Genomic DNA, 22,098 nt, shown 5'->3' on the forward strand with positions numbered 1-22,098 from the left:
CCACTGCTTAAGACGCGTAGGGCAGGCTGCCGTCACGGTGAACCGGTCGCATGCGTGGACGCGTGGGGACGTGTCGGTCGGTCCCTTGCACGTCGGCCGCGTCGATGCGGTTGAGATGAATGTCCATCTGCGGATAGGGAATCCCAATGCCGACCGCGTCGAGTTGCCGTTTGATTTCCGCGGTTAAGGATTCGGTCAGTTTCCAATAGTCGGCCGACTTGACCCACATGCGGACTTTCCACTCCACGGCGCTGTCGCCAAGGTTGCCGAGAATAACAGCGGTGCCGCGGCCTTCGCCATGAATCGTTTGCTGTTGGAACACGTCGGCGGCGGCTTGCAAAGCGTGTCGGGTTGCATCGATGTTCGCGTCATAGTCGACGCCGACGAGCACCTCGACACGGCGATGGGCATGGAAGCTGATGTTTTCGATCGTGGCGCCGCTGATCGAACTGTTGGGGATGATCAATCGTCGATTGTCGGGGGTGTCCAGCGTGGTGGTGAACAGGTCGATTTCGTTGACCTTGCCTGAAACGCCGGCGATGTTGACCACGTCGCCGACTTTGAAGGGACGAAAGACGATCATCAACACGCCGGCGGCAAAGTTGCTGAGCGTGCCTTGAAACGCCAAGCCGATCGCGAAACCGGCGGCCGCCAGAATGGCCGCCATTCCGCCCAGCGGTGCACCCAGCTTGCTGGCCACCGCGGCGATCAGACTGAGCATCACGCTGTAGAAAATGGCGGTTCCGACGAACCGTCCAAAGGTCTCGTCGATCCGTTCGCGGATCGGCCGGCTGATGATTCGCGACACGTACTTGGCAGCGAAGTAGCCGCAGAAAATGACGGCCAATCCGAAGCAGGCCGGAACCAGGTTGGGCAGCACGGTGTTTTCGAGGTACTCGGTCACGCCCTGGAATTCACCGTTGAGCATTTGGCTGAGCACGCCGTCCAGCGCCGATTCGTTTGTCGTGTCGCCCGAGGGCGTGTCTGTCGTCGGAATGCTTGCTTCTGCCAGCAACATCGCGATTCATCCTTGAATGGCGGGAGAGAGTCCTGTTCGAGACGGCTATACGAAATTTGCCCGGCCCGCGTAAAGTGACGTTTTTCAGCGACCGTCTTTCATGTGCCGATCGGCGAAGTCCAGGTATTGCTGCCAGTCGTAGTCGGTCACGGCGTGCTTGCCGGTTCGCAGGTGATAACCGACCACACCGCTGTTGATCGGTTGTTCGGCCGCCGGCATCTTGGCCGGCGGTGCGTCCCCGCCCATGCCATCGGTGCCCAGCAGCCGGTAAACCGGATCGGCCGCGGCGGCGGCCAGAAACTCGCCCTTGGGATCGGCCCATTGATCCTCGGTCGCACTGGCCACGTAAATCGGACGCGGCGCGGCCAAGGCGATCAGTTCGTGTTGGTCGACCGGACAAGCGTCTTCGTTTTCGTTGTACTCGGTGAACTGGTCGCAGAACCAATGGGGAAAGGCCTCGTTGATTCGCCCGACCGTTTCACCGATCGCACGCCGCGACAGAGCGGCGCCGCCACACCCGGAATTGTTGCTGATGACCATCGCGAAACGCGGGTCCGTCGCGCCGGCCCACAACGCGGTCTTGCCCAGACGCGAGTGACCGAGCACGGCGACCTTGGCGGCATCGATGCCCAGATCAGTCTCGGCTTCCAAGCAATCGAGTCCGCGGCTGAGTCCATACGCCCAGGCGGCGATGCTGCCCCAGCGTGATTCCGGCGCGACGTGGGCGACTTGATCGCCGAGCGTGCCATGGATGCCGTTGTTGAACCCGTCGTCGAAGTCGGGGTCGATGTCACCGTAATAAATGGTCGCCACGGCGTAGCCGCGTTTTAAAATCATCTGCAGCGGCCACCGTGAAGCCGTGGCGCCGCGTGATTTTTCATTCGCCTTGTTGCCGTCGGTCGTCCCGTCCCTGCCGACGCGAAACCAGCCCGGGTTCAATTCGATCTCGGGATCGTCGTCGACGCCGTGATTGCCTTGAAAATTCAGTCCCAAAAATGCAGGCACGGCGCCGGCTCGTTGCTTCGGCACGTAGACCATCATTCGCATCGACGTCGCGTCATCGGCCGAGCCGAACAACACATCGATTTCGGTGCGGGTCGCCAAGCCGTCGAACACCGTTTTGCTGCTGACGTGTTTGCGGCGAATCGGACACGGCGGCGGTGATACCCCGTACACATGTTTTTCAAACAGTGCCAACAGTTCGGGCCGGCGCACGGTGTTCCACTGCTCGGCCGTTGTGACCGGTGAACCGCTTTGGGTGACCAACGGATCCGGCAGGGTGTACTCCGGAATCTTTGACTCGTCATAATTGGGCTCGAAACCCATCACGCTGCGATTGGACGGATGGAACGACAGCACGAACATTGCACAGAAGGCGACGGTGAATCGTGTGGAGCGAGACGTTTGCATGTCGATGGCCTTTCTAAAAAATGCGTGACGGGGCTGCCCATGGTGAAGGACGGCCTGAGATTGTAGAACGATCACCTGGCGGCGTGGCCGAATTCCTTTCCCCGTTAAAAAATACCCCAAGACCAACCATGAACCATTTAAACCACGTGATCGGCAACGTGATTGCCGCGTCGGCGCGACTCGGACTCGGTTATGCCGAACGCATGTTGACCGACGTCCGCCCCGATCAATTTGCGAGATTTGCAACCGCGGACGGCCAGGTGGTCGAGTCCAATCACCCCTGCTTCATCCTCGGGCATCTCAGTTTGTACCCCGAACGGGTCGTCACCGAGTTGGGCAAGGACGCGTCGGCGATCCGGCCCAGTGAGACGTTCAACAAGGTATTTAGCAAAGATGCTAAGTGCGTAGACGATGTCGACGGGACGCTGTACCCGAGCATGGACGAAGTCGTCGCGGCATTCCGCAGCGGATACGAAAAAGCGATCGAAACGGTTGAACAAGCCGTGGATGATTCGTTCCTTGTCGAGAATCCCAACGAAGCGATGCGGGCGAAGTTTCCGAGCATGGCCTCAGCACACGCGTTCTACCTGGGTGGTCACATCATGCTGCACATGGGGCAGTTCAGTGCCTGGCGACGGATGATGGGCCTGGGACCGGCGTAGGGTCGCGCGTCCGCACGACGTGTTAGCGGAACGGCGCGAGCCGTCCGGTCGCGTTTAAAAAAACACCGTGAAAGAGCGGAGGGCTCGCGCCCTGCCGCTACCAATCGGACGTGTTAGCGGAACGGCGCGAGCCGTCCGGTCGCGTTTCAAAAATCACCGTGAAAGAGCGGAGGGCTCGCGCCCTGCCGCTAAAACCTCGCCAAACACGTGAAATAAACGCTTCACCGCGATACCCATTGGACACGCCGGCGAGGGCGTGACCTGTTTACTTGCCGATACAGAATCGGCTGAAGACGCGGTCCAGAATGTCATCGGTGTAAACCGCCCCGGTCACTTCACCTAAGGCGGACGCGGCCAGACGGAGTTCGGAGGAAACGTACTCGTGGCCGTCTCCGCCGCCGACGTAATCAATCGCCGATGCGATCGCCGTCTCGGCCGCGCGCAGGCTGCCGGTGCAGCGGGCGGCCGTCCCCAGAATCGAAACACCCTCGGAGGCATCCAGGGATTCAATCGCATCGGTGATTTGTTGCCGCAGGGATTCGATCCCGGCGCCGGTCAACGCGCTGGTGCGGATCCATGGATCGGGCGCCGGCGGGTCCGCCAGTGTTTCGTCGGCCAGTGACTGGCGCAGTGAATCGCTCAGTGAATCGCATTTGGTGGCCACCCACAGATCGATCGCCGGACGTCGTTTCTCGTCGGCGAGCTGGTGCATGGCGCGATAGGTCGCCTGCCATTGGCTGGATCCGTGATCGACACACCACAACCGGATGTCTGCTTCGCGGCCGGCGCGGTCGGCTTGCAGTTGAGCTTGATGCGAAATCTGTTCCAGGGACGAATCGCCGTCGGCGGTTTCGATCCCCGCGGTATCGACCAGCATCACGTTGTGTTCACCCCACTGCATGGGCACGGAAACCACATCGCGCGTCGTCCCGGCTTGATCGGCGACGATGGCGGCCTCGTGACCGGCCAGAACGTTCAGCAGTCGACTTTTGCCTGCATTGGGTAACCCACGCAACGCAATGATCCATTGCGACTTGTCTCGCGTCCGCTGTGTCAATTGTTCGCGCGTCGTTGCCAGCGTGGATCGGATCGAATCCAGTCGTGCGACCAGATCGTCATCGCTGATGAATTGAATGTCTTCGTCGACGAAATCCAGCCCGGCTTCGACGTCGGCCAACAGGTCCAACAATTGGCTCCGCATGAATTCCATCGGTCGCGAAAGGTTGCCGGCTAGTTGACGCAGCGCGTGATCGAGCGAGCCTCGTCCTTCGGCTTCGATCACCCCCAAGACCGCTTCGGCCTGAGTCAAATCGAGCCGGCCGGCGAGAAAGGCGCGCAAGGTGAATTCACCCGGTCGTGCCGCGCGTGCACCGAGTTCGATGGCACGTCCGACGATCGCGCTGAGAATCGGCATCGAACCGAAGGTGTGGATTTCCAGCGACGGTTGACCGGTGTAGCTGCCGGGCGTCGGCCAGACGAGGGCACGGACGGGGATCTCGCCCAGCGGGCTGCCCAAGTTGATCGTGCCCTCGACGCAATGTGCGGATCGATCGCTCGTCGGATTGATTCCCAGCTGTCGCGTGATCTCAATCACGTCGGTCCCCGAGAACCGGACCGCGCCGCGCGCCGCGGGCGTGGTGGATGACCCGATCGCGACGATCGTGTCTTCGATCTCGATAGCGCTGGTGAATCCCATGACCGCGCGATCAGTGGCTGGTCGTGACCGCGGGATCCGGCTTGGATGTCAACCGCGCGGCCTTGGTCGACGAACGCGATGCCATCGACGCATCCAGACTGGGGCCGGCCTGTTTCAACGCATCGAGCACCATCGATTGTGTCACGATATCACGCAGCACGATCGGCTTTTCCGGCGCGGTTCCCGGATAGATGGCCAGCAGCGGGATCGACTTGCTGCCGAATTCCTTCTCCAGTTTTTCGACGATGTCTTCGGGCAGGTCGGTCATGTCGGCCAGCATCGGAACCGCATCCAACTCGGCGAGCAACTCGCTGGTCGGCTTGGTGTCCAGTGCGATCTCGGTATTCAAAATACAGTTGGGGCACCAGGCTGCGGTGAAGTCGAGCATCACGGTGCGGCCGGCTGCCTGATGTTCCTGAAGCCGTTCTTCGTCAAACTTTTCCCAGCGGACATGGTCGTCGGCGACGTACTGGACTTGGCCGGGCCCGACCACCGGAGCCGGGTTGCGTTCCAGATACGCGAACGCCAGCCAGCCGATGGCAACCGCACTCGCGACTCCCAGGCTCCAGCCACGCAAACGTTTTTCAATCGATTGCCACGGCGGCACTTTTCCGATCACCCAGCAGCCGAACCAGACGCCGATCAGCGTCACAAAGACCGGCAACTTTTGCTCGTCGCTGAATTGATTGAAGAAGTACGCGACGGTTCCCAAGAACAGGAACGCCAAGAACTCTTTCAGCGTCACCATCCAGTTGCCCGGCTTGGGCAGGAAGCCGACCAGCGACGGAAACAATCCCAGCAGAATATAGGGCAATGACATGCCCAGTCCGACCGTCATGATGACGAGCGCCGATTCGACGGAATTGAGATAGATCGTGTACCCGAGCGCGACGCCGAGGAACGGGCCGCTGCAAGGTGTGGCCAGGATCGTGGCGAACGTTCCGGTGAAGAACGCGCCGCTCAGGCCTTCTTTGCTCTGCAGGTTTTCCGACGACTTGCCCGTTGCCAAACCCGGTGTCGGCAGCTCCCAGACACCCAGGTACGACAGCGCCAGGGCAAAGATCAGCACGGTCAATCCGATCCGCACGGGGAAGTAAGCGAATTGTTGGCCCCAACCGAACGAAAACACGATGGCCAGCACGGCCAGCCCGGCGAATACGGTCAGGATTCCGGCGACATAGGCAAAGTTCAATAGCGCCACGCGGCGGCGGTCTTCACCGGCCTGTTGAACGAAGCTCAACACCTTGATCCCGATGACCGGCAACACGCAGGGCATGAAGTTCAGGATGAACCCGCCGCAGAACGCGAGCAACATGATAAAGGGCAGCGACGCTTTCGGGGTATCGCCGGCCAGGGCGACCGTATTCGTCTCGGCGTTCTCGGTCGGTTGGGTTTGGACGACCGGATCGGCGGGCTGCGTCGCGGGTGCGCCGGGAATCGTGTCGGTGGGATCGACAACATTGACGCCGGGTTGCCCCGCCGTCGGTTGCTCCGCGTCTTTGTCCAAGTCATCGACCCACTTCGTTTCCGCGGCCTGATCGATCGCGGTGACAAACTTGGCAGACTTGATTTCGATCGGACCGAGCGTCGCGTCGGCTTCGTTCGCGACCGTCACCACCGCACTGAACTCGAAAGCCATCGGTTGCAGACAGCTCTTGTCGGTGCAAGCTTGGTAGCAGACATAACCTCGGATCGGGTAGTCGCCCGCCGCCGTCCCCGCGGGGATCTTGATCGGCACGGACCAGGTCACCTGGCCCTTGTAGTACTTCACCGGTGGCGTGTCGGGCACACCGGGGATGGAGGGGAACAACGACTTGGAAATGATCGGCTGGTCGGCGTTGGGGTGACCGACCAGCAAGCCGCTCTTTTCGGTGACGACGAAGTTGGTCGACGATTCGGAATCATCGACCACACCCTTGTAGACGTGAAAGTCGGCTTCGGGGGTGGCGCGAAAGACCAACTGGCCACGCCCACCGGGGACGACCGATGACGAGACGCCGGCGGTCCAGGTGACGTCGTAGTCTCCGTCGCGAAACGTGGTCGGTTTGGCGTTCGGATCGGCCAGCAACTTGGCGGCCGTTTCCGCCGTGACGGGATTCGCCACGAACGATGTTTCAGGTTCGTCGCTATCTTGTTCGGCGGACGTCTTGTCTGGCCCGGCGAAGGTGGCGGTCAACGTTTCATCGGCCGGCAAACACGACCCGTTGGTCTGGCACACCAACGCTCTGACTTTGACTTTAATCGCGTCTTGGAACCCGGCCGGCAGCTCGATCGGAGCCGACCAACGCACGACGCCTTCGTGTTCTTCGATCGTCACGCCCGGATAAACATCCGAGACGCTCTTCGTTGGTGGTTCGTCGGGTTTGAAATCGCCGGCAATCGAAACCGACTGCGGCGACGCGATCGAAAACTTGGTTGCCAGCGGACCGCCGGGCGGTTGAGTGGTTGAATAGATGTGCCACGATCGACCCACCGTCGCTTCGATGTCCAGTCGTCCGCGTTGCCCGTTGGTGACATAACTGGCCGTCCAACTGACCGGATCTTGTTGGGCGTCGGTCAGCCCGCCAAAACTGATGCCGCCGAAGACGTCACCGGACTGGTCCAGCGCGGAGGCGTCGAACGTGCCTTGGGCCAATGCGCTCGACGGACCCAACGGGACGATCCCGGGCAGGGCCATGGCCAAAACGGCGACACCAAGCACCGCCACGCGACGCACCGTCTTGTGAAGCATCGCGGTGGAGAGCGTTGCCGCGCGGGAGGCCCTATCCAAAGACGTCGTGGTCATAAAGGAATGATTTCTTTTCATAGTGATCGTATCGTCACGGTGATCGCCACCACGAGTTTAGTTGTGGCGGCTAAAAAACGTCAACGTTTCGTTTGCCCATCAACTGATTCGATTAATCGGTCGAGCCGTTGGGAGACAAGCTGCAAATCGGCAAATTGCCTCGACTCGCCGACGAGCCAGACCACCCAATTTGCCAAGCTGATCCAAAGTGAGGTCTCAGCGATCGTCAGTACCAGTGTACGAAACTCTGGAGCATCAAGCTCCGGTAGGACTGACTGTCCGATGCCAATCTCTGGGATGCCGAACGTCCGGTCAGCGGCTGAGAGGGCGTCGAGCTGGCGGGGGGCCGACTGGCTTGATAATGACGCTTCGCAGCGGTAATCCGCCACGATTCGATCAATGGTCTGCACCGGGGAGTCGCGGAATTGTGAAAAACTGGTCGCCCAGCGGGCCAAGTCGACCGCAACCGTGTCGACCCGCAGGGCGTCAAAATCAATGATTCCGACCACTTTTTCTGCTGAATACAGCATGTGTTCGCGGTGAATGTCCCTGATAACGTACTGCAGCGGCAACCGCTGGTTGGCCAGTGGCGTCAGGGCCTCGGTCAATCGCGGGGCTGTGGTCGGCCACCGCTGTTGCAACAACCGACAGGCTCGGACCACGGGGGCCGCGACACTTGGGTGCACCCGGTCCTGCAGATCGGTCGCCAGGCAACCGGGCAACTGCTGATTCAGCCACGCGACACGCTGCAACCGTTGGGCGATCGCGGGGGCCGGTTGCTGCCAGCGGCCCAGTCGCCCCATCACATGATGCAATTGAGCGATCGCCGCGGCACCCTGGCCGATCAAATGCAGCGGTGCGGTCTCAGCAAGCGGTTGCCCCGGCATCCATGTCGCCAGCTCCCAAATGCGTCCCGAGGCGTCGATCGTCAGCGACGCACCATGTGGATCGATCGGTTGGTATTTTGGTAGCAAATCAAACGTGGATGCGACCGCCGAGACGACCGCGTGGATCTCGTTGACGCGCTGTTCGGTGGTGCCGTCGGGCCAACAACGCAGCACGAGCGTTTCCTCGCCGCTGCAACGAAACACACGCGCGCCGCTTAAGCCGGGCGGCATCGGAGTGATCGATGTCACACCGTGTCGTTGCAAGCCGCGTCGGATCTCTGTCGGGATCATCGTCGAATCAGCGTGACAGGGCGTCGGCGAGCGCATCGAGTGGGCGTTCAAGTTTCGTGTTCTGGGTGGTCAACGTGATCACTCGCAGCGGCGTGTCGGCGCTCGATGGAGCGACATCGATGTGGATCCAAAGTGTTTCCGGTGGCAGCACCGATTCGACGCGATCGGCCCACTCGATCAGCACCCACGTGTCTTTGGATTCGAACAGTTCTTCGACGCCCAGTTCCAAGAACTCGTCTTCGTCACTGAGCCGATAGGCGTCGAGGTGATGCAGACGAATCGGTCCGGCGGCAAGCGTTGCGTCGTAGCTGCATAGCAGCGTGAACGTGGGGCTGGTGACGTCTTCCGGATCGACACCCATTGCCCCGGCAAGGGTTTGGGTCAACGTCGTCTTTCCCGCCCCGAGTGTTCCGACCAACCCCACGATCAACTGGGCGGGAAAGTGTCGCGTCAGTTGGTCGGCCAATTGTTGCAGCCGTTCCAGGTCGATGTCGTGAAGCGTCAGGGTTGGCATCTTTAAACTGACAGACTGGTAGCCCGTCACACGTTTTCTGCGACGATCGGGATCAGGGAATCAACCAGAACGCTCCGGTCATCGTGGCACCTTGGACCAGGGCACCACGTGCACTGATCGGGACCGGCGGCACGATCCACGGTGCGCAGTTGCCGGGTCGATAATAACCCAACGCGTATTGGCATTCGTTCGGGGGATGGATTCCCATCTTATACGGCAGCACGGCAATGTTGGCGAAGAAGTGGGCCGAGGAAACGACCGGCTGCAACAATGGTCCGGCGGTGTGTCCATAGCGTTCCAAATTGACTTGTTCAAAGTAACGCGGCTTGCTGCACAGGTTCGACGCTTTCCAAGTCATCGTCAGCGGTGCCCACGAGCGTGGTGTGTAAGCGACTTGTTCGATCAAGCACTCTTTGGGCAGTCCCCAGTTTTCCGACAGGTAACCGAGGTCACCTTCGCTCAGTCGTTCGATCGGCAATGCCTGTTGCCCGCCGTCTTCGGTTTCGATGACCACTTTTTCGTAAGCCAATTCGACAAAGCGACCCGTGGCGATCACACGTCCTTCGATGCTGCTCCATGGGCGAGACGTTTGTCGGCTTTCGAACTTCTCGCGTTGCCGTTGGTAGTCTTGCGGATCAAACAGATCGGGACGGAACGGCGGACTGGGGTCCAGTGAGATCTTGTCAATCGTTTCCCGCGCGATCCGCGCCCGAAAGTCTTCGCAGGAGAGCTGGTTGGCTTTCAGCATCGAAGTGTCGCCGGGCTGTCGTCCCTGGGGAGCTTGCGTCTGGGGATCGTTTTGTTCGCGTTCGGCGCGGTTCTGGTCAAACGGGTTCTGGAAAAAGCCGGGTTCGGCGTCGCCCTTGTCCGACGGGGAATCGGTTTGCCGGTCCCCTTGTGGGTTGTTGGGATCATTCCACTGGGGAATCGATGGAGTCTCGGTCGCATCGGGGCCTGCGGGGGCGTTGAACGGTGCGGGGATGGCCGCATCGTCGGCGTCTTGGGGCGATTCGTTGGGCCTGACTTGTTCGCTAGGATCGCTCAACAGATCTCGCATCGACGAATCGTCATCAGCGGATCGCTGGCCGGGAGCCGGCAGACTGGGCGCGGGCAAGGTCTGTGCATCGGCCTCTGATCCACGCAACGCATTGGGTGGCAGCTGCTCGATCGCCGGCGGAGCGGCTTCAACTGCGGGCGGTTCGGCGGCGGGCAGATCGGGAAGACTGAATCCGGGCGCGGGGCTGTCGCCGGTTGTTTGGGGTGCCGGTGCGAGCGCCAGCCGGGCTGCGGGCGCGGAGTGCCGCTGTGGGGCGTGCCGCTGCGGGGCGCCGGCTCGTCGAGCCATCGACGCCGATTGGGCCGGCGCGTTGAGCCCTTCGGCGAAGGGGTTGTTGAAAAAATCGTTGGGCTGTGCGAGCCGCTCCGGCGGGGCCGAAGATCGGGTCGGGGGGCGACGATAGTTTCCGACCGGGGCCGAACCATTGACCGGGGCAGTGGTGTTGTTGGGCGCAGTAAGGTTTGGCGCAGTGACGTTCGGCGCAGTGACGTTCGGTGCAGTGTATTGAGCTTGGCGGATCGACCGCGAGACGGCGGCGTGCTCAAACGCGTTGGATTGCTCCACCCGCATCGGATTGGCGATCGTTTGGTGATGGGCGACTTGGGCCACTGGGCCGGCAGCGGTCACGTGTCCTGGGGCGACGTTGACGGCGGGGGCGACAGGGCCACGGGCGGCGACCGGCTGATGCGGCCGTGGCGGAAGCGCGAACACGTCCTGTTGGGACGGGTGTTGCAGAGCGGCCGGGCTGGAGGAGCTGGCCGTGCTGACCGGGGGAGCAACTTGCGGACTCTTGCGCCACCGCAGGTTCCAACCCGGGTTGGTCGTCGCAGCCGGTTGTTGGGCCTGAACGTCGGCGGCAGCCCAAGGTGCCACGGACAGGCACGCCACGGCCACGGCCATGGAATGCCGGGTCAGGCTTTGCCTAACTTTGGTCCGTCGAGTGGACGTCGGGGCTGTAGTTGGGCGCTTCTTGAGTGATCGCAATGTCATGCGGGTGGTTCTCCCTAACCGTCGCTGCGGAAACGCGAATGAATCGGCCATCGCGTTTCAATTCGTCGATCGTCCTGGTTCCTAAATATCCCATGCCCGCTCGCAAGCCGCCGACCAGTTGGTAGACGTAATCGCTAAGCGGACCTTTATAGGGCACACGGCCTTCGACACCTTCGGGAACCAGTTTTCCTGCCTGGACCCCGCTCTGGCGATATCGATCGCTGCTGCCCTTGACCATCGCTCCCATCGATCCCATCCCGCGGTACGTTTTGAAGGTACGGCCTTGGTACAGGATGACTTTCCCGGGGCTTTCACTCAGTCCGGCAAACAAGCTGCCGATCATCACGGTGTTGGCTCCGGCAACGATTGCCTTGGTAATGTCACCGCTGAAGCGAACGCCGCCGTCGGCGATGACAGGTATGTTTTGCTGCTTGGCGACCGCGGTCGCCCGTAAGATCGCCGAGACTTGGGGCACGCCGACGCCGCTGATCACTCGCGTGGTGCAGATCGACCCGGGGCCGATTCCGACCTTGATCGCGTCCGCACCGGCATCAATCAGTGCCTGGGCCCCTTCTGCGGTCGCGACGTTCCCCGCGACCACATCAATGTCCCAGCCGGTCTGTGCCTTAATCTCTTTGACCGTCTCGACCACGTTTTTACTGTGGCCGTGAGCCGAATCGACGACCAACAAGTCTACGCCTTGTCGAATCAGTTCCTCGGCACGCTCCAAATCACCCACCCCGATCGCCGCTCCGACCCGCAATCTGCCTTGCGGATCTTTACAGGCTCGGGGAAATCGCTTCATCATGTCGATGTCGCGGATGGTGATCAGGCCCGTTAGTTTTCTATCTTCGTCAATCAGCAAAAGTTTCTCGACTCTTTTTGCCGTTAAAATTCGCTCAGCTTCCTCAAGCGTTACATTCCCCGTCCCCGTCACCAGGTTCTCACAGGTCATGACTTCGGAAATCGGGAGGTCTGGGTTCTCTAGGAAACGCAGGTCGCGGCGGGTCAAGATTCCGGCCAGTTTGCGGTCCTTGTCCACGATCGGGATGCCCGAGACGTTGGCCTGGTCCATCAGCTCTGCGGCCCGGCTGACCTTTTCCCCCGGCTCGAGGGTGACGGGGTCGACGATGATGCCGTTGGCCGATCGCTTGACCTTCAAGACTTCTTTGGTCTGCAATTCGGTGGGCAGATTTTTGTGAATGATGCCCAATCCGCCTTCTTTGGCCAGTCCGATCGCCATTTCGGCTTCGGTGACCGTGTCCATCGGCGATGACAGCAATGGGATTTGCAGGCGAATCCGCTGAGTCAGTTGGCTGCTGACGTCGACTTCGCTGGGCACGACTTCGCTGTAGCGGGGTTCCAGCAGGACGTCATCGAAGGTGACTCCGGAGTAGCTGATTTTGTCTTCAAACATGCCAAACGTCCTGACCGAGCGAAGCTGCGAAACGGGAAAAGCTTGGCAGTATGACGAAGTCGCATCGCGAGCGGAAGTCGCCCAATTAGAGCGGGAATTCTTCTTCCGCAGCGGCTTCGGCGTACAGCGGCATGTGCCGGTAGTAGACTTCCAGGATCATGGTGGCGAAGGAGGTCAGGCACAATCGGCCGGCTTCACTCATGTGGGGGGCCCCGTTGAAATACCAGCTTCCCTTGGCGCCTTTGGATTGATCTTGGGTTTCGACCAGCCAATCACGCAGCTCGGCGTTGAACTTGTCCCACTCCTTTCCGCCGTGGTGGCGGAGCACCTGTGCGGCGTAGTAGTTGTAGTACAAGTCGGGTTTCTTGACGCCGATTTTGGTCAGGTGGCCGACGCCCTTTTTGATCCCGGGGTGGTTCTTGTCCCAGCCGGTGTACATGCGGCACAGCAGTCCGACGGCGGTGGTCGCCGGACGCGGCGTGGCCGAAGGTTTGTTGTAGCCGTAGATCGAACCGCCGTCACTGGAGACGCGATCGAGGAACAGCGTCGAGCCTTGGATGACGTTGGGCGGGATCATCAGGTGTCCCATGTGGCCGCTTTTGAGCGCCATCACTTGCCAGCCGACGACGGAGGTGTCACCGCCGCTGGAGTCTCGTTTTCCGTACCGCCAGCCGCCGTCGCGGCACTGCGCCAGGGCGATAAAGTTGAGCGCCGCTTGGGCCGGGCCGGCCAAGTCGGGATCGCCGGTCATCGCGTAGGCTTCGCACAGCGTGATCGCGGCCAGCCCGTGGTCGTACATGTTGCCGCCACCGGTGTAATCGATGTAGGGCAAGCCATTCTCTTTGCCGGGCTTGCCGTTTTGAATCAGAAATTTCAAACCGCCCATCACGACATTTTTGAATTCACCTTGCAGGTGCGTCTGGCCGGCTCCCATGAACGGCAGCAGTGCGAGCGAGGTGGCGGCGTTGAGTTGTTTGGCGCGGCTGGCCTTGGTGCAGCCATTGCCGCAGGCGCCGCGACAGACCAATTCGTGTTGGAAGGTCCAAGCCCCCGCGGTCGGTCCGCTTTTGATTTGGTGCCGGGAGAACCATTTGAGCGCCTCGGTCACTGCCGCTTCACTGCTGTCGGTGCCGCCATACTTTCGCAGCAGTTTCTCCTTCATCTCGGAGCTTCGGCTGCCCATCGGCTTCATGCTCATCGCGTTCATCGACTGCAGCGTCGCCGCGGCCGGTGCCATTTCGGCGGCAAAGTCACTCATGTCCAACGGCACCGCGGCGATGTCCAGCACGGGCACTTCCATCGCGACGGGCTCGACCATCTCCACCGGGTCGGTGATTTCCACCTCTTCGGTTTCTTCTTCGGCTTCTTCAATCTCGCCCGGATCGAATTCCTCGATCGACAGTTCTTCGATCTCCGGCCCGTCGTCGCCTCCGCTGGAAGCCGTCAACACGTTGACGATCTGGATCGGATCGGCGATCGAGACCAAGCCCAGGATCAACAGAATCAGCGCGTGGACTAATGTGCTCACCAACCAAGCGGGCATCGCTTGGAAAAATAGAAAACGATGGTTGGTTCCGACCGCTTCCTCCTCGTCCTCGGATTCCTCCGCATCAACCAGATCCGCGTTCAGCACCGCATCGGAGATCGAATTCTCATCGGTTTTCGGGCCCTTTGCGTTGTCGTCGCCTAATGCCTCATCGGGATTGGCTGCAGTGCTCACGAAAGCAATTCCTGAAGTCGTACGGAGGGGAAAAATCGGAGAAGACCTGGGTTCACAGCGGCCAGAAATTGCCGACTGTCTGCCCTAAAGTATAAGCGAAAGAGGGATAATCCAGCGCAATGGAAATCCACATTCTGCGAACGCAATCGCCGCGAGATTGTACCCACGGTCCGTTCGTACCCCGTGAATGGCCTGAAATGGTTGGGTCGGCTAGTTTGGGGGGCTACTGGTCCTCAGCGAGTTTCTTTTCTCGCATCTCCACCCGTAACGGTTCGAAGTCGGCGATCCGTTTCAGGAACGCCGGCAGCGCATTGCGAAACCGTTCGGCGAGCTGGACTTGCTGATTTCCGTCTTGTTTTCCGATCCAGCCCTGGTCCAAATCGATGATGACCTTGGCATCGGGAAACCGCTTCGCCTCGGGGTCGGAGAACCACAGCGTCATGCACGACGACTCGTTCAAACGCGATCGGATCGGTTCGTCGCGCACAGAATCCCAGATGTAGCTGCGGTCATCGAGCAGCAGGTGTCGCAGATGTCCGAGCCCCGGCATGCCGGTCAAACGCAGCGGTTGGGCCTCCGACGCCGGCTGATCAGGCTGGGAAATCAGATGAATTTCCGCGGCCAGTTGAAACGCCTCGATCACCTCGGGCCCCCAGAATTGTGTGCTCTGCTCCAGCCGTGTCCGCCGTGCCCAGATGCTCAGTGCGGCCCCCCCGATCCCGAACAGCACGACGCCGACGCCGAGCAAGATCCCCCGCCGCGTGAACTCGGCACGGGGGTCATTGAACTTGTCGGCGTGTCGGTCGCTATGGTCGTCGGTTGGAGAGGTCATCGGTTAAACTGCCGGAAAATGATGGGGAGATCGAAATCGAATCGCGCGCCGAGTCCACTTGGATGACAACACAATGAATTCAGACCTTGCCACCGATCAGGGTGAAAGCACCGTTTTAGTCGACTTGGGTGATCGTAGTTATCCAATTCACATTTCCACAGGGGCAACCGGGCGGATTGCCGCGGCGTTTGAAAAAACACTCGGTGACACCAGCCACGCGCTGCTGATACACGATGCCGCCGTTGAGCCTTGGGCAGAGACGTTGGCCGCCCAAATCCGCAGTGACACCCTGCGGGTGGACATGGCGTCGGTGCCGTCGGGCGAGCCCAGTAAATCGATCGCCCAGTACGAGGAACTGTTGGATTGGATGCTCGAGCGAGGCGCGGACCGACGCAGTGTGGTGATCGCCGTCGGCGGCGGAGTGATCGGAGATCTGGCGGGATTCGTGGCCGCCTCGTTCGCCCGCGGCATCCGTTTCGTGCAAGTCCCCACGACCTTGCTGGCGATGGTCGACAGTAGCGTCGGCGGCAAGACAGGGATCAACCTGTCAGGGGCAAAAAACATGGTCGGCGCGTTCTGGCAACCCGAGCTGGTTTGGATCGACACCCTGGCGATGAAGACCTTGCCCGATCGCAGCTACCTGAGCGGATTAGCCGAAGTCATCAAATATGGCGTGATCGATGACGCCGCGTTCTTTGACTATCTGGAATCCAACGCGGCGGCGCTGGTCGATCGTGATCCCGACGTGTTGCGGTATGCGATCCAGCAAAGTTGTCTGTCCAAGGCACGTGTGGTCGGCGAAGACGAACGCGAAACCAGCGGCCGACGGGCGATCTTGAATTACGGGCACACCTTCGCCCACGCCATCGAGGCCACTGCCGGCTATGGGGCCTTACTGCACGGAGAAGCCGTCTCGATCGGAATGCAAATGGCCGCGTCGCTGGCGATCCAGTTGAACCTCTGCGAGCCCGGCGTGCTGGAACGTCAAACGCAGCTGTTGCAGGCCTGTCAGTTGCCGATCACGTTTCCCGCAGCCGACGTCGCAGCCATGTTGCCGGTCATGATGCGCGACAAAAAAGTTGCCCACGGCAAGCTGCGGTTCATTCTGCCGACCAAGATTGGACACGTCGAATTGGTCGGTGACGTCGATCCCGCCGAAGTCGAAACGGCGATCCGGGCGCATCGTTGAGTGGGTGAAGAAGGTAGGAAGATTTTCTTACCTTAAAACCTCCGCTGCCGTCCGGCGGCAGGCACTCGCATAAGACGACCCGAACAAATTCAAATGGTTCAGCTGGTGGTACAGCATGTAGATCGCCACCCGCCGTCGCCAGCCGTCCGCCATCGGCCACTCGTCTTGGTACGCCTGTTCGAATTCGCCAGGACAGTTGCCAAACCATTTGATCATGCCCCATTCGGCTTCGCGGCATCCGCGGTACACGGCCGGGTCGATCAACACCGGTTGCCCCTCGTCGTCGAACAGGTAGTTCCCGCTCCACAGGTCACCGTGTAGCAACGAGGATTCGTCGCTGCGCCCGGCCAACAGGTCGTCCATCCGGGCGACGATCCGTTCGCAGTCGGATTTCAAACGCGCATCGGCGAGTCCCTGGTCGGTGGCCCACTTGATCTGGAAACCGATCCGCCGGGTGGCAAAAAATTCCGCCCACGAGTCACAGGCTCCGTTGGGCTGCTTCGCCGAACCGAGATAGTTGTCTTCGGGCCAACCGAATTGTTTGCCCGCGGTGGCTCGATGCAGTTGGGCCAGTTGCCGTCCGAAATCGGAAAACCGTTCCGGCGACGATCCCGATGGATCGACGGGGATGAATTCCATCGCCAAAAACGCTTGATCGCCGACGACATCGACGGCCAGACCCTGCGGGACGCGGATCACGCCGGCTTCGGCTAATGCCTGCAATCCACGGAATTCACAGCGAAAATTCGAAACCATGTCCGCTGCATTGCGTTTGATCACAAGCCGTGTCGGCGGTTCGGTCGGGCCGTGCTCGAAGGATTTTTGCCAAGACGTCACGTCGTCACAGCGAATCGTCACCACCGACACCTCGCTGATGCATCCGCCACCGAGCGACCGCTGATCGATCACGTCCAACGACACGTCCAATAATTGGGAGAGGGACTCTGCGAGCATGATGCGAGATGGAGGTTTCCGGCAAAAAGAATGAAACCTAACGGTGTCCTGACCGGTATTCTAACCAGGGAGCTGTTTGCTGTTTGCCGCGCGGCTCACGCCCAATGCCACTTACTTTGACACCAATCGGAGTGTTTTTTGATAGCGGCAGGGCGCGAGCCCTCCGATCTTTCACGTTGTTTTCGAGCTGAAACCGGACGGCTCGCGCCGTTCCGCTACCTCCTTCAGTGCCAAAGTCGGTGGCATCGGGCTCACGCCCCCACGCCGGCTTCCCCTCACGCCCTTGAACCGCCATTTCAGAATGAAGATGCAGCGACGTCAACCGAATGTAAACCTGATCGTGTCGGCCGCCTCGTGTTTCGGCCTGTTGGTCGGATCGTGGATCGCACCGGCGGCGGCTGATGAGCCCGTTGCCGCTTCGGCGTTCGGCACGCAACTGACTCGCATCGATCTGGATGACTATCGCGGCCGGCGGTGGCAGCTGGAGGATTTTCAGTCCGATTCCATCTTGGTCGTCGCGTTTCTCGGCACCGAATGTCCGTTGGCCAAGCTCTACGCCGTGCGTTTGCAATCGATGCACGATGAGCTGTCTGGTGCCGGCGTTCGGATCATCGGCGTGATGAGCAACCGGCACGATTCGCTGCTGGACATCGGTTCGTTCGCCCAGCGACAAAACCTGACCTTTCCGATCGTCAAAGACGCCGGCGGGCGTTTGGCCGACCAACTCGCCGCCACACGGACGCCGGAAGTGTTTGTGTTTGATGCCAAGCGACGGCTTCACTATCGCGGCCGTGTCGATGATCAATATGGCATCGGCTACGTCCGTGACGAACCGCGTCGTCACGATCTCCGTGCGGCGCTCGATGAGTTGATTGCCGGGGAACCGGTTTCGGTTCCCAGAGCCGAGGCGGTGGGTTGCATCATCGGCCGAAAGAAGACGGTCCACAGCGATGCGTCGGTGACCTACGGTGGTCAGGTCGCGGCGATCCTGAATCGCCACTGTGTCGAGTGTCATCGCGAGGGCGAGATCGCTCCGTTTGCGTTGACCGACTACGAAGAGGTCGTCGGCTGGGCGGACATGATCGCCGAAGTCGTACGCGATCAACGCATGCCGCCTTGGCACGCGGACCCCGCCCACGGTCACTTTGCCAACGCCAGGCTGATGAGCGACGAAGAGAAACAGCTGCTCTATGATTGGGCCGAGGCCGGTGCACCGGCCGGGGACTTGAGCGATCTGCCGGTGCCGCCGGCGAAGGTGGCCGGTTGGCAATTGCCACGCGAGCCCGACTTGGTCTTCAACGTCAGCCCCGAACCGTTCGAGGTGCCCGCCGAAGGTGCCGTGCGCTACCAATACTTTCGCGCCGATCCGAAACTGGATCGTGACGTTTGGATCGAAGCGGCTGAGTTGAAGCCGGGCAACCGCAGCGTCGTTCACCACATCCTTGCGTTTGCCGTCCCCAAGGGACAACGCCGTGGCCTGGATGGCGCGCGAGGATTTTTGGTCGGTTATGTTCCCGGTGCCCGCGTCGAACCCTGGCCGGCCGGTCACGCCAAACGCATCCCCGCCGGCAGCGAATTGATCTTTCAAGTGCACTACACGCCGATCGGAACGGTGGCGATCGATCAAAGTGAACTGGGGATCTGTATCAAGGAGGACGCGACGGTCACGCACGAGATCGTGACGACCAGTGCGGTCCAGCCGAGGTTTGCGATTCCGCCGGGAAAGGCCGATCATCCGGTTGCCGCCTCCAGTCCCAAGTTTCCCGCCGGCGCGAAATTGTTGAGCATGAGTCCGCACATGCATGTCCGTGGCAAATCGTTTGAGTACACGATCGAATCGAGCGGCGAGCGTGTGCTGTCGATCCCGCAATACGATTTCAACTGGCAAACCACCTATGTGCTCGAGCAGCCCTTGCCGCTGAAGGAAGGCGACCGGATGCTATGCCGTGCGACGTTTGATAACAGTGCAGCCAACCTCAACAATCCTGATCCGACGGACACGGTGACTTGGGGAGATCAGACGTGGGACGAGATGATGATCGGTTATTATCATCTGTCCGTCCCGCGCGACGGCGAGGCTTCTGGCCCCACGGCGGCGGAGCTTCGTCGTGCGGCGGTCCAGCGCGCCGTTCGTTTGGCGACGTTTGATCGGATCGACCGCGACAAGGATGGAAAGTTGACCAAGGCACAGACGCCGCGAAACCTGCACAAGGTCTTTGAGGAGTTGGACGCCGATGGTGATGGAGTCCTGACCCGTCAAGAAGCCGAAACGAAGTGATCCCATTGGCTGGTTCTTGACGATTCACCGATTATGGTGAAATGACAATCTTCGCTGGTCGATCGGTCATCTCGCAGCGTGATTGGCGGCGGAGCGTGCGGAAACGCAATTCCCGCCGGGGGGGCGGATCACAGGCACGGTCCGGGCGTTTACAATTCGTCAGGGTCGTTTGTCGTCAGCGACCCCACGATCCTGGGTTTAGCAGCAACGAAAAGTGGAATCGACCGATTGGGCGTTCAGCGAGAATTTCAAGAGTCCGAACTGATCGATCGGGCACTCGCAGGTGACCGTTCGGCGTTTGCCGAATTGGTGCGTCAGAACCAAGACCGTTTGTTCGCCTCGATGTTGCAGGTGACCGGTTCGCCCGAAGAGGCCGAAGAAGCGTCGCAAGAGGCGTTCATCCGCGCGTTCGTCAAACTGGACACGTTCCAACGCAATAGCCAGTTCTTCACGTGGGTCTATCGGATCGCGTTCAACAGTGCGTTGACGCTGCGGCGAAAAAAGAAAGCCCGCGTCTCGCTCGATCAGCTTCGTGAAGACAATGGCATGGAAATGGGCGGCGATGACGAAGGCGTCGACGAGCCGATGTTGCGTGACGAGCGCGTGTCCCTGGTCCGCCGCGCGATCGACACTTTGACCGAAGAGCATCGCAAGATCCTGGTGCTCCGCGAGATGGATGAGTTTGCGTACGAAGAGATCGCCGAAATCCTGGAGATCTCGATCGGGACCGTCCGCAGTCGCCTCAGTCGGGCACGACGCCAATTGAAACTTGCGATCGAGTCGATCGAAAAGGCCGAATGACGACGACCAACAGGACGCGTTCGCGAGCGGCGCGTGTTGTCGGTGTTTCGATCACGCGCCACTGGCTGACGCCACTGGCTGACGCCACGTGCTGGGATGCCGGCTACTTCACCAGGTAGCTGGCGGTGTAATACGCCTGGGGATGCAGCAACGTTTGTCCCGCAGCGTTTTTAATCTTGTCGCACAGGAACTCGTGGACGTGTCCCCGTTGCAGACCGTCGACGACCAGTCGCACCTTCAAACCATCTTCGGAAACGGTCGCCGATCGAATCGTCGGTTGCGTGTGGTCGACCTCTGGACTGCCGTACTGCGAACGATACTCGTACGTGTAGGTCTGCAGTTGATAGGTCGCCGGGTCGGTCACCGAATCGCGGTCGACCGGCTCGGTGAATTCGAGTTCAAAGCCATCGGGTTGCAAGCGGATGGCGAGGATTTCGAAAGGCGTCTTTCCCGTCCAGTCCAACCGCTCGATGGCAAACGGGCGTGTGCCGACCGAACCCCAGCCGCGGTTCGTGCCGCCCACAAACAGCGAACCATTGGGCGTCATCTCGACTCCCACGTTCCCCGACGCGAACCCGGAACGAAACGGAAAGCAAACGCCTTGCATGTGTCCGTCGACCTCTTCCAAGAACACACGCATGATGGTGCTGGCCGATTGGTCGGCGACAAACAGTTGGTTTTGAAACGGGCCAAACTTGCCGTCGGTGGTGTCGCAGGCGATGCCCGAAGCGCTTTTTCCCATCTTGTTGTAGGGAAACAGAACCGTTGGCATGTCCAATTCGGCGATCCGGTCGGCTTCGATGTGCAGTCGCGAACCGCTTTCCGGCTCGACCGGTTTCGGCCCCATCGTCGATTCGGCATCGGCATACCATTTGAATCCACCGGGGTGGCCGACGAATTTTCCTTGCCGCAGCGGTTTCAGCGCACAGGTTCCATTCCAGGGACCCTGGTTGTCGGTGTAGTACCAGCGCCCTTGGGCATCGGCGGCGATACCGGCCGGTGAACGCACGCCGCTGGTCATCGGCAACGTTTGGCCGTCGGGCGTGATCTTCATCGCCCAGCCGCGAAAGGGCACGTCACTGTTGAACGATCCGGTCAGACACAGCGTGACGGCCATGTTGCCGTCTTTGTCGAATTTGGATCCGAAGGCGTACTCGTGATAATCCGTGGACACGCCCCAGCCGTCGGCGACGGTTTCAAAAACGTCTGCCGCGCCGTCGCCGTTTTCATCTCGCATCCGAGTGACTTCACAGCGCTGGGTCGCGTACAACCAGCCCTCCCGCCAAGCCAGACTGAGCGGTTCATGCAACCCGCGGGCGTAGAACGAAAACTGGTCGGGGCCGACCGTTTCGGCGAGCGGGTCGGCGATGCGAAAGATGTCGCCGCGTCGGCTGCAAACCGCCATCGAACCATCGGGCATCAGCTGGAAACCACAAGCCTCGATGACTTCACCGATCGGAGTCTCGAAGGTGGTGATGGTGTAGTAGTCGGATTCTTTTGCCGATTGCGCCGAGGCAATCGTCGCCATCGAAAGCAGTGCGACAATGGCCAGTGGAAGGAGAGACTTCATGGAGAGGACGGGTTGGTTGGTGAGGGG

At 60.5% G+C, this 22,098-nt stretch carries 16 protein-coding genes; 4 read left to right on the forward strand and 12 right to left on the reverse strand.

Translation table 11 applies throughout. The features are described from left to right. Positions 1-7: 7 nt before the first annotated feature. Positions 8-1,018: a mechanosensitive ion channel family protein gene (locus tag TBK1r_RS00485; protein WP_145207026.1), complete on the reverse strand. Its 1,011-nt coding sequence runs from the start codon at positions 1,016-1,018 to the stop codon at positions 8-10. An 84-nt stretch (positions 1,019-1,102) separates the two neighbouring features. Next, positions 1,103-2,428 (reverse strand): glucuronyl esterase domain-containing protein, encoded by a 1,326-nt coding sequence (locus TBK1r_RS00490; RefSeq protein ID WP_419580811.1) that lies wholly within the window; start codon positions 2,426-2,428, stop codon positions 1,103-1,105. 128 nt (positions 2,429-2,556) lie between these two features. On the opposite strand from TBK1r_RS00490, the gene TBK1r_RS00495 reads away from it, so the two are divergent. Beyond that, positions 2,557-3,090, forward strand: a complete 534-nt coding sequence (locus TBK1r_RS00495; RefSeq protein WP_419580812.1) for a DinB family protein — start codon at positions 2,557-2,559, stop codon at positions 3,088-3,090. A 265-nt stretch (positions 3,091-3,355) separates the two neighbouring features. Here the strand turns inward: TBK1r_RS00495 and TBK1r_RS00500 are convergent, their stop codons facing one another. From TBK1r_RS00500 to TBK1r_RS00535, 8 genes are all read right to left on the reverse strand, one after another. Then, positions 3,356-4,786 (reverse strand): tRNA modification GTPase, encoded by a 1,431-nt coding sequence (locus TBK1r_RS00500; protein WP_145207027.1) that lies wholly within the window; start codon positions 4,784-4,786, stop codon positions 3,356-3,358. Between the two features lie 10 nt (positions 4,787-4,796). Then, complete coding sequence (locus tag TBK1r_RS00505) at positions 4,797-7,571, reverse strand: protein-disulfide reductase DsbD family protein (RefSeq protein WP_419580813.1); 2,775 nt, start codon at positions 7,569-7,571, stop codon at positions 4,797-4,799. Positions 7,572-7,651: 80 nt separating this feature from the next. Further along, positions 7,652-8,749, reverse strand: a complete 1,098-nt coding sequence (locus TBK1r_RS00510) for an aminoglycoside phosphotransferase family protein (RefSeq protein ID WP_419580814.1) — start codon at positions 8,747-8,749, stop codon at positions 7,652-7,654. Between the two features lie 7 nt (positions 8,750-8,756). Continuing rightward, entirely contained in the window at positions 8,757-9,263 is a 507-nt protein-coding gene (gene tsaE / locus TBK1r_RS00515) for a tRNA (adenosine(37)-N6)-threonylcarbamoyltransferase complex ATPase subunit type 1 TsaE (RefSeq protein WP_145207030.1), read from the reverse strand. 52 nt (positions 9,264-9,315) lie between these two features. Further along, the gene (locus TBK1r_RS00520; RefSeq protein ID WP_419580815.1) at positions 9,316-11,208 is read right to left on the reverse strand and encodes a hypothetical protein; all 1,893 of its coding nucleotides are present in this window, start codon (positions 11,206-11,208) and stop codon (positions 9,316-9,318) included. A 34-nt stretch (positions 11,209-11,242) separates the two neighbouring features. Then, complete coding sequence (guaB, locus tag TBK1r_RS00525) at positions 11,243-12,727, reverse strand: IMP dehydrogenase (RefSeq protein ID WP_145207032.1); 1,485 nt, start codon at positions 12,725-12,727, stop codon at positions 11,243-11,245. Between the two features lie 85 nt (positions 12,728-12,812). Further along, entirely contained in the window at positions 12,813-14,447 is a 1,635-nt protein-coding gene (locus tag TBK1r_RS00530; protein WP_419580816.1) for a prenyltransferase/squalene oxidase repeat-containing protein, read from the reverse strand. Positions 14,448-14,670: 223 nt separating this feature from the next. Continuing rightward, positions 14,671-15,279, reverse strand: a complete 609-nt coding sequence (locus TBK1r_RS00535) for a hypothetical protein (RefSeq protein WP_145207033.1) — start codon at positions 15,277-15,279, stop codon at positions 14,671-14,673. A gap of 73 nt (positions 15,280-15,352) precedes the next feature. Between TBK1r_RS00535 and aroB the strand changes: the two genes are divergently transcribed. Next, complete coding sequence (aroB, locus tag TBK1r_RS00540) at positions 15,353-16,468, forward strand: 3-dehydroquinate synthase (RefSeq protein ID WP_145207034.1); 1,116 nt, start codon at positions 15,353-15,355, stop codon at positions 16,466-16,468. 27 nt (positions 16,469-16,495) lie between these two features. Here aroB and TBK1r_RS00545 read toward each other — a convergent pair whose 3' ends face one another. Continuing rightward, the gene (locus TBK1r_RS00545; protein ID WP_145207035.1) at positions 16,496-17,422 is read right to left on the reverse strand and encodes a fructosamine kinase family protein; all 927 of its coding nucleotides are present in this window, start codon (positions 17,420-17,422) and stop codon (positions 16,496-16,498) included. A 307-nt stretch (positions 17,423-17,729) separates the two neighbouring features. Between TBK1r_RS00545 and TBK1r_RS00550 the strand changes: the two genes are divergently transcribed. Beyond that, positions 17,730-19,700 (forward strand): redoxin domain-containing protein, encoded by a 1,971-nt coding sequence (locus TBK1r_RS00550; RefSeq protein WP_145207036.1) that lies wholly within the window; start codon positions 17,730-17,732, stop codon positions 19,698-19,700. A gap of 228 nt (positions 19,701-19,928) precedes the next feature. After that, complete coding sequence (locus TBK1r_RS00555; protein WP_372894874.1) at positions 19,929-20,501, forward strand: RNA polymerase sigma factor; 573 nt, start codon at positions 19,929-19,931, stop codon at positions 20,499-20,501. A 103-nt stretch (positions 20,502-20,604) separates the two neighbouring features. Here TBK1r_RS00555 and TBK1r_RS00560 read toward each other — a convergent pair whose 3' ends face one another. Then, positions 20,605-22,071: a DUF7133 domain-containing protein gene (locus TBK1r_RS00560; protein ID WP_145207037.1), complete on the reverse strand. Its 1,467-nt coding sequence runs from the start codon at positions 22,069-22,071 to the stop codon at positions 20,605-20,607. Positions 22,072-22,098 lie beyond the last annotated feature (27 nt).

The organism is Stieleria magnilauensis, from assembly GCA_007753675.1.
In the GTDB taxonomy this organism is placed as follows: domain Bacteria; phylum Planctomycetota; class Planctomycetia; order Pirellulales; family Pirellulaceae; genus Stieleria; species Stieleria magnilauensis.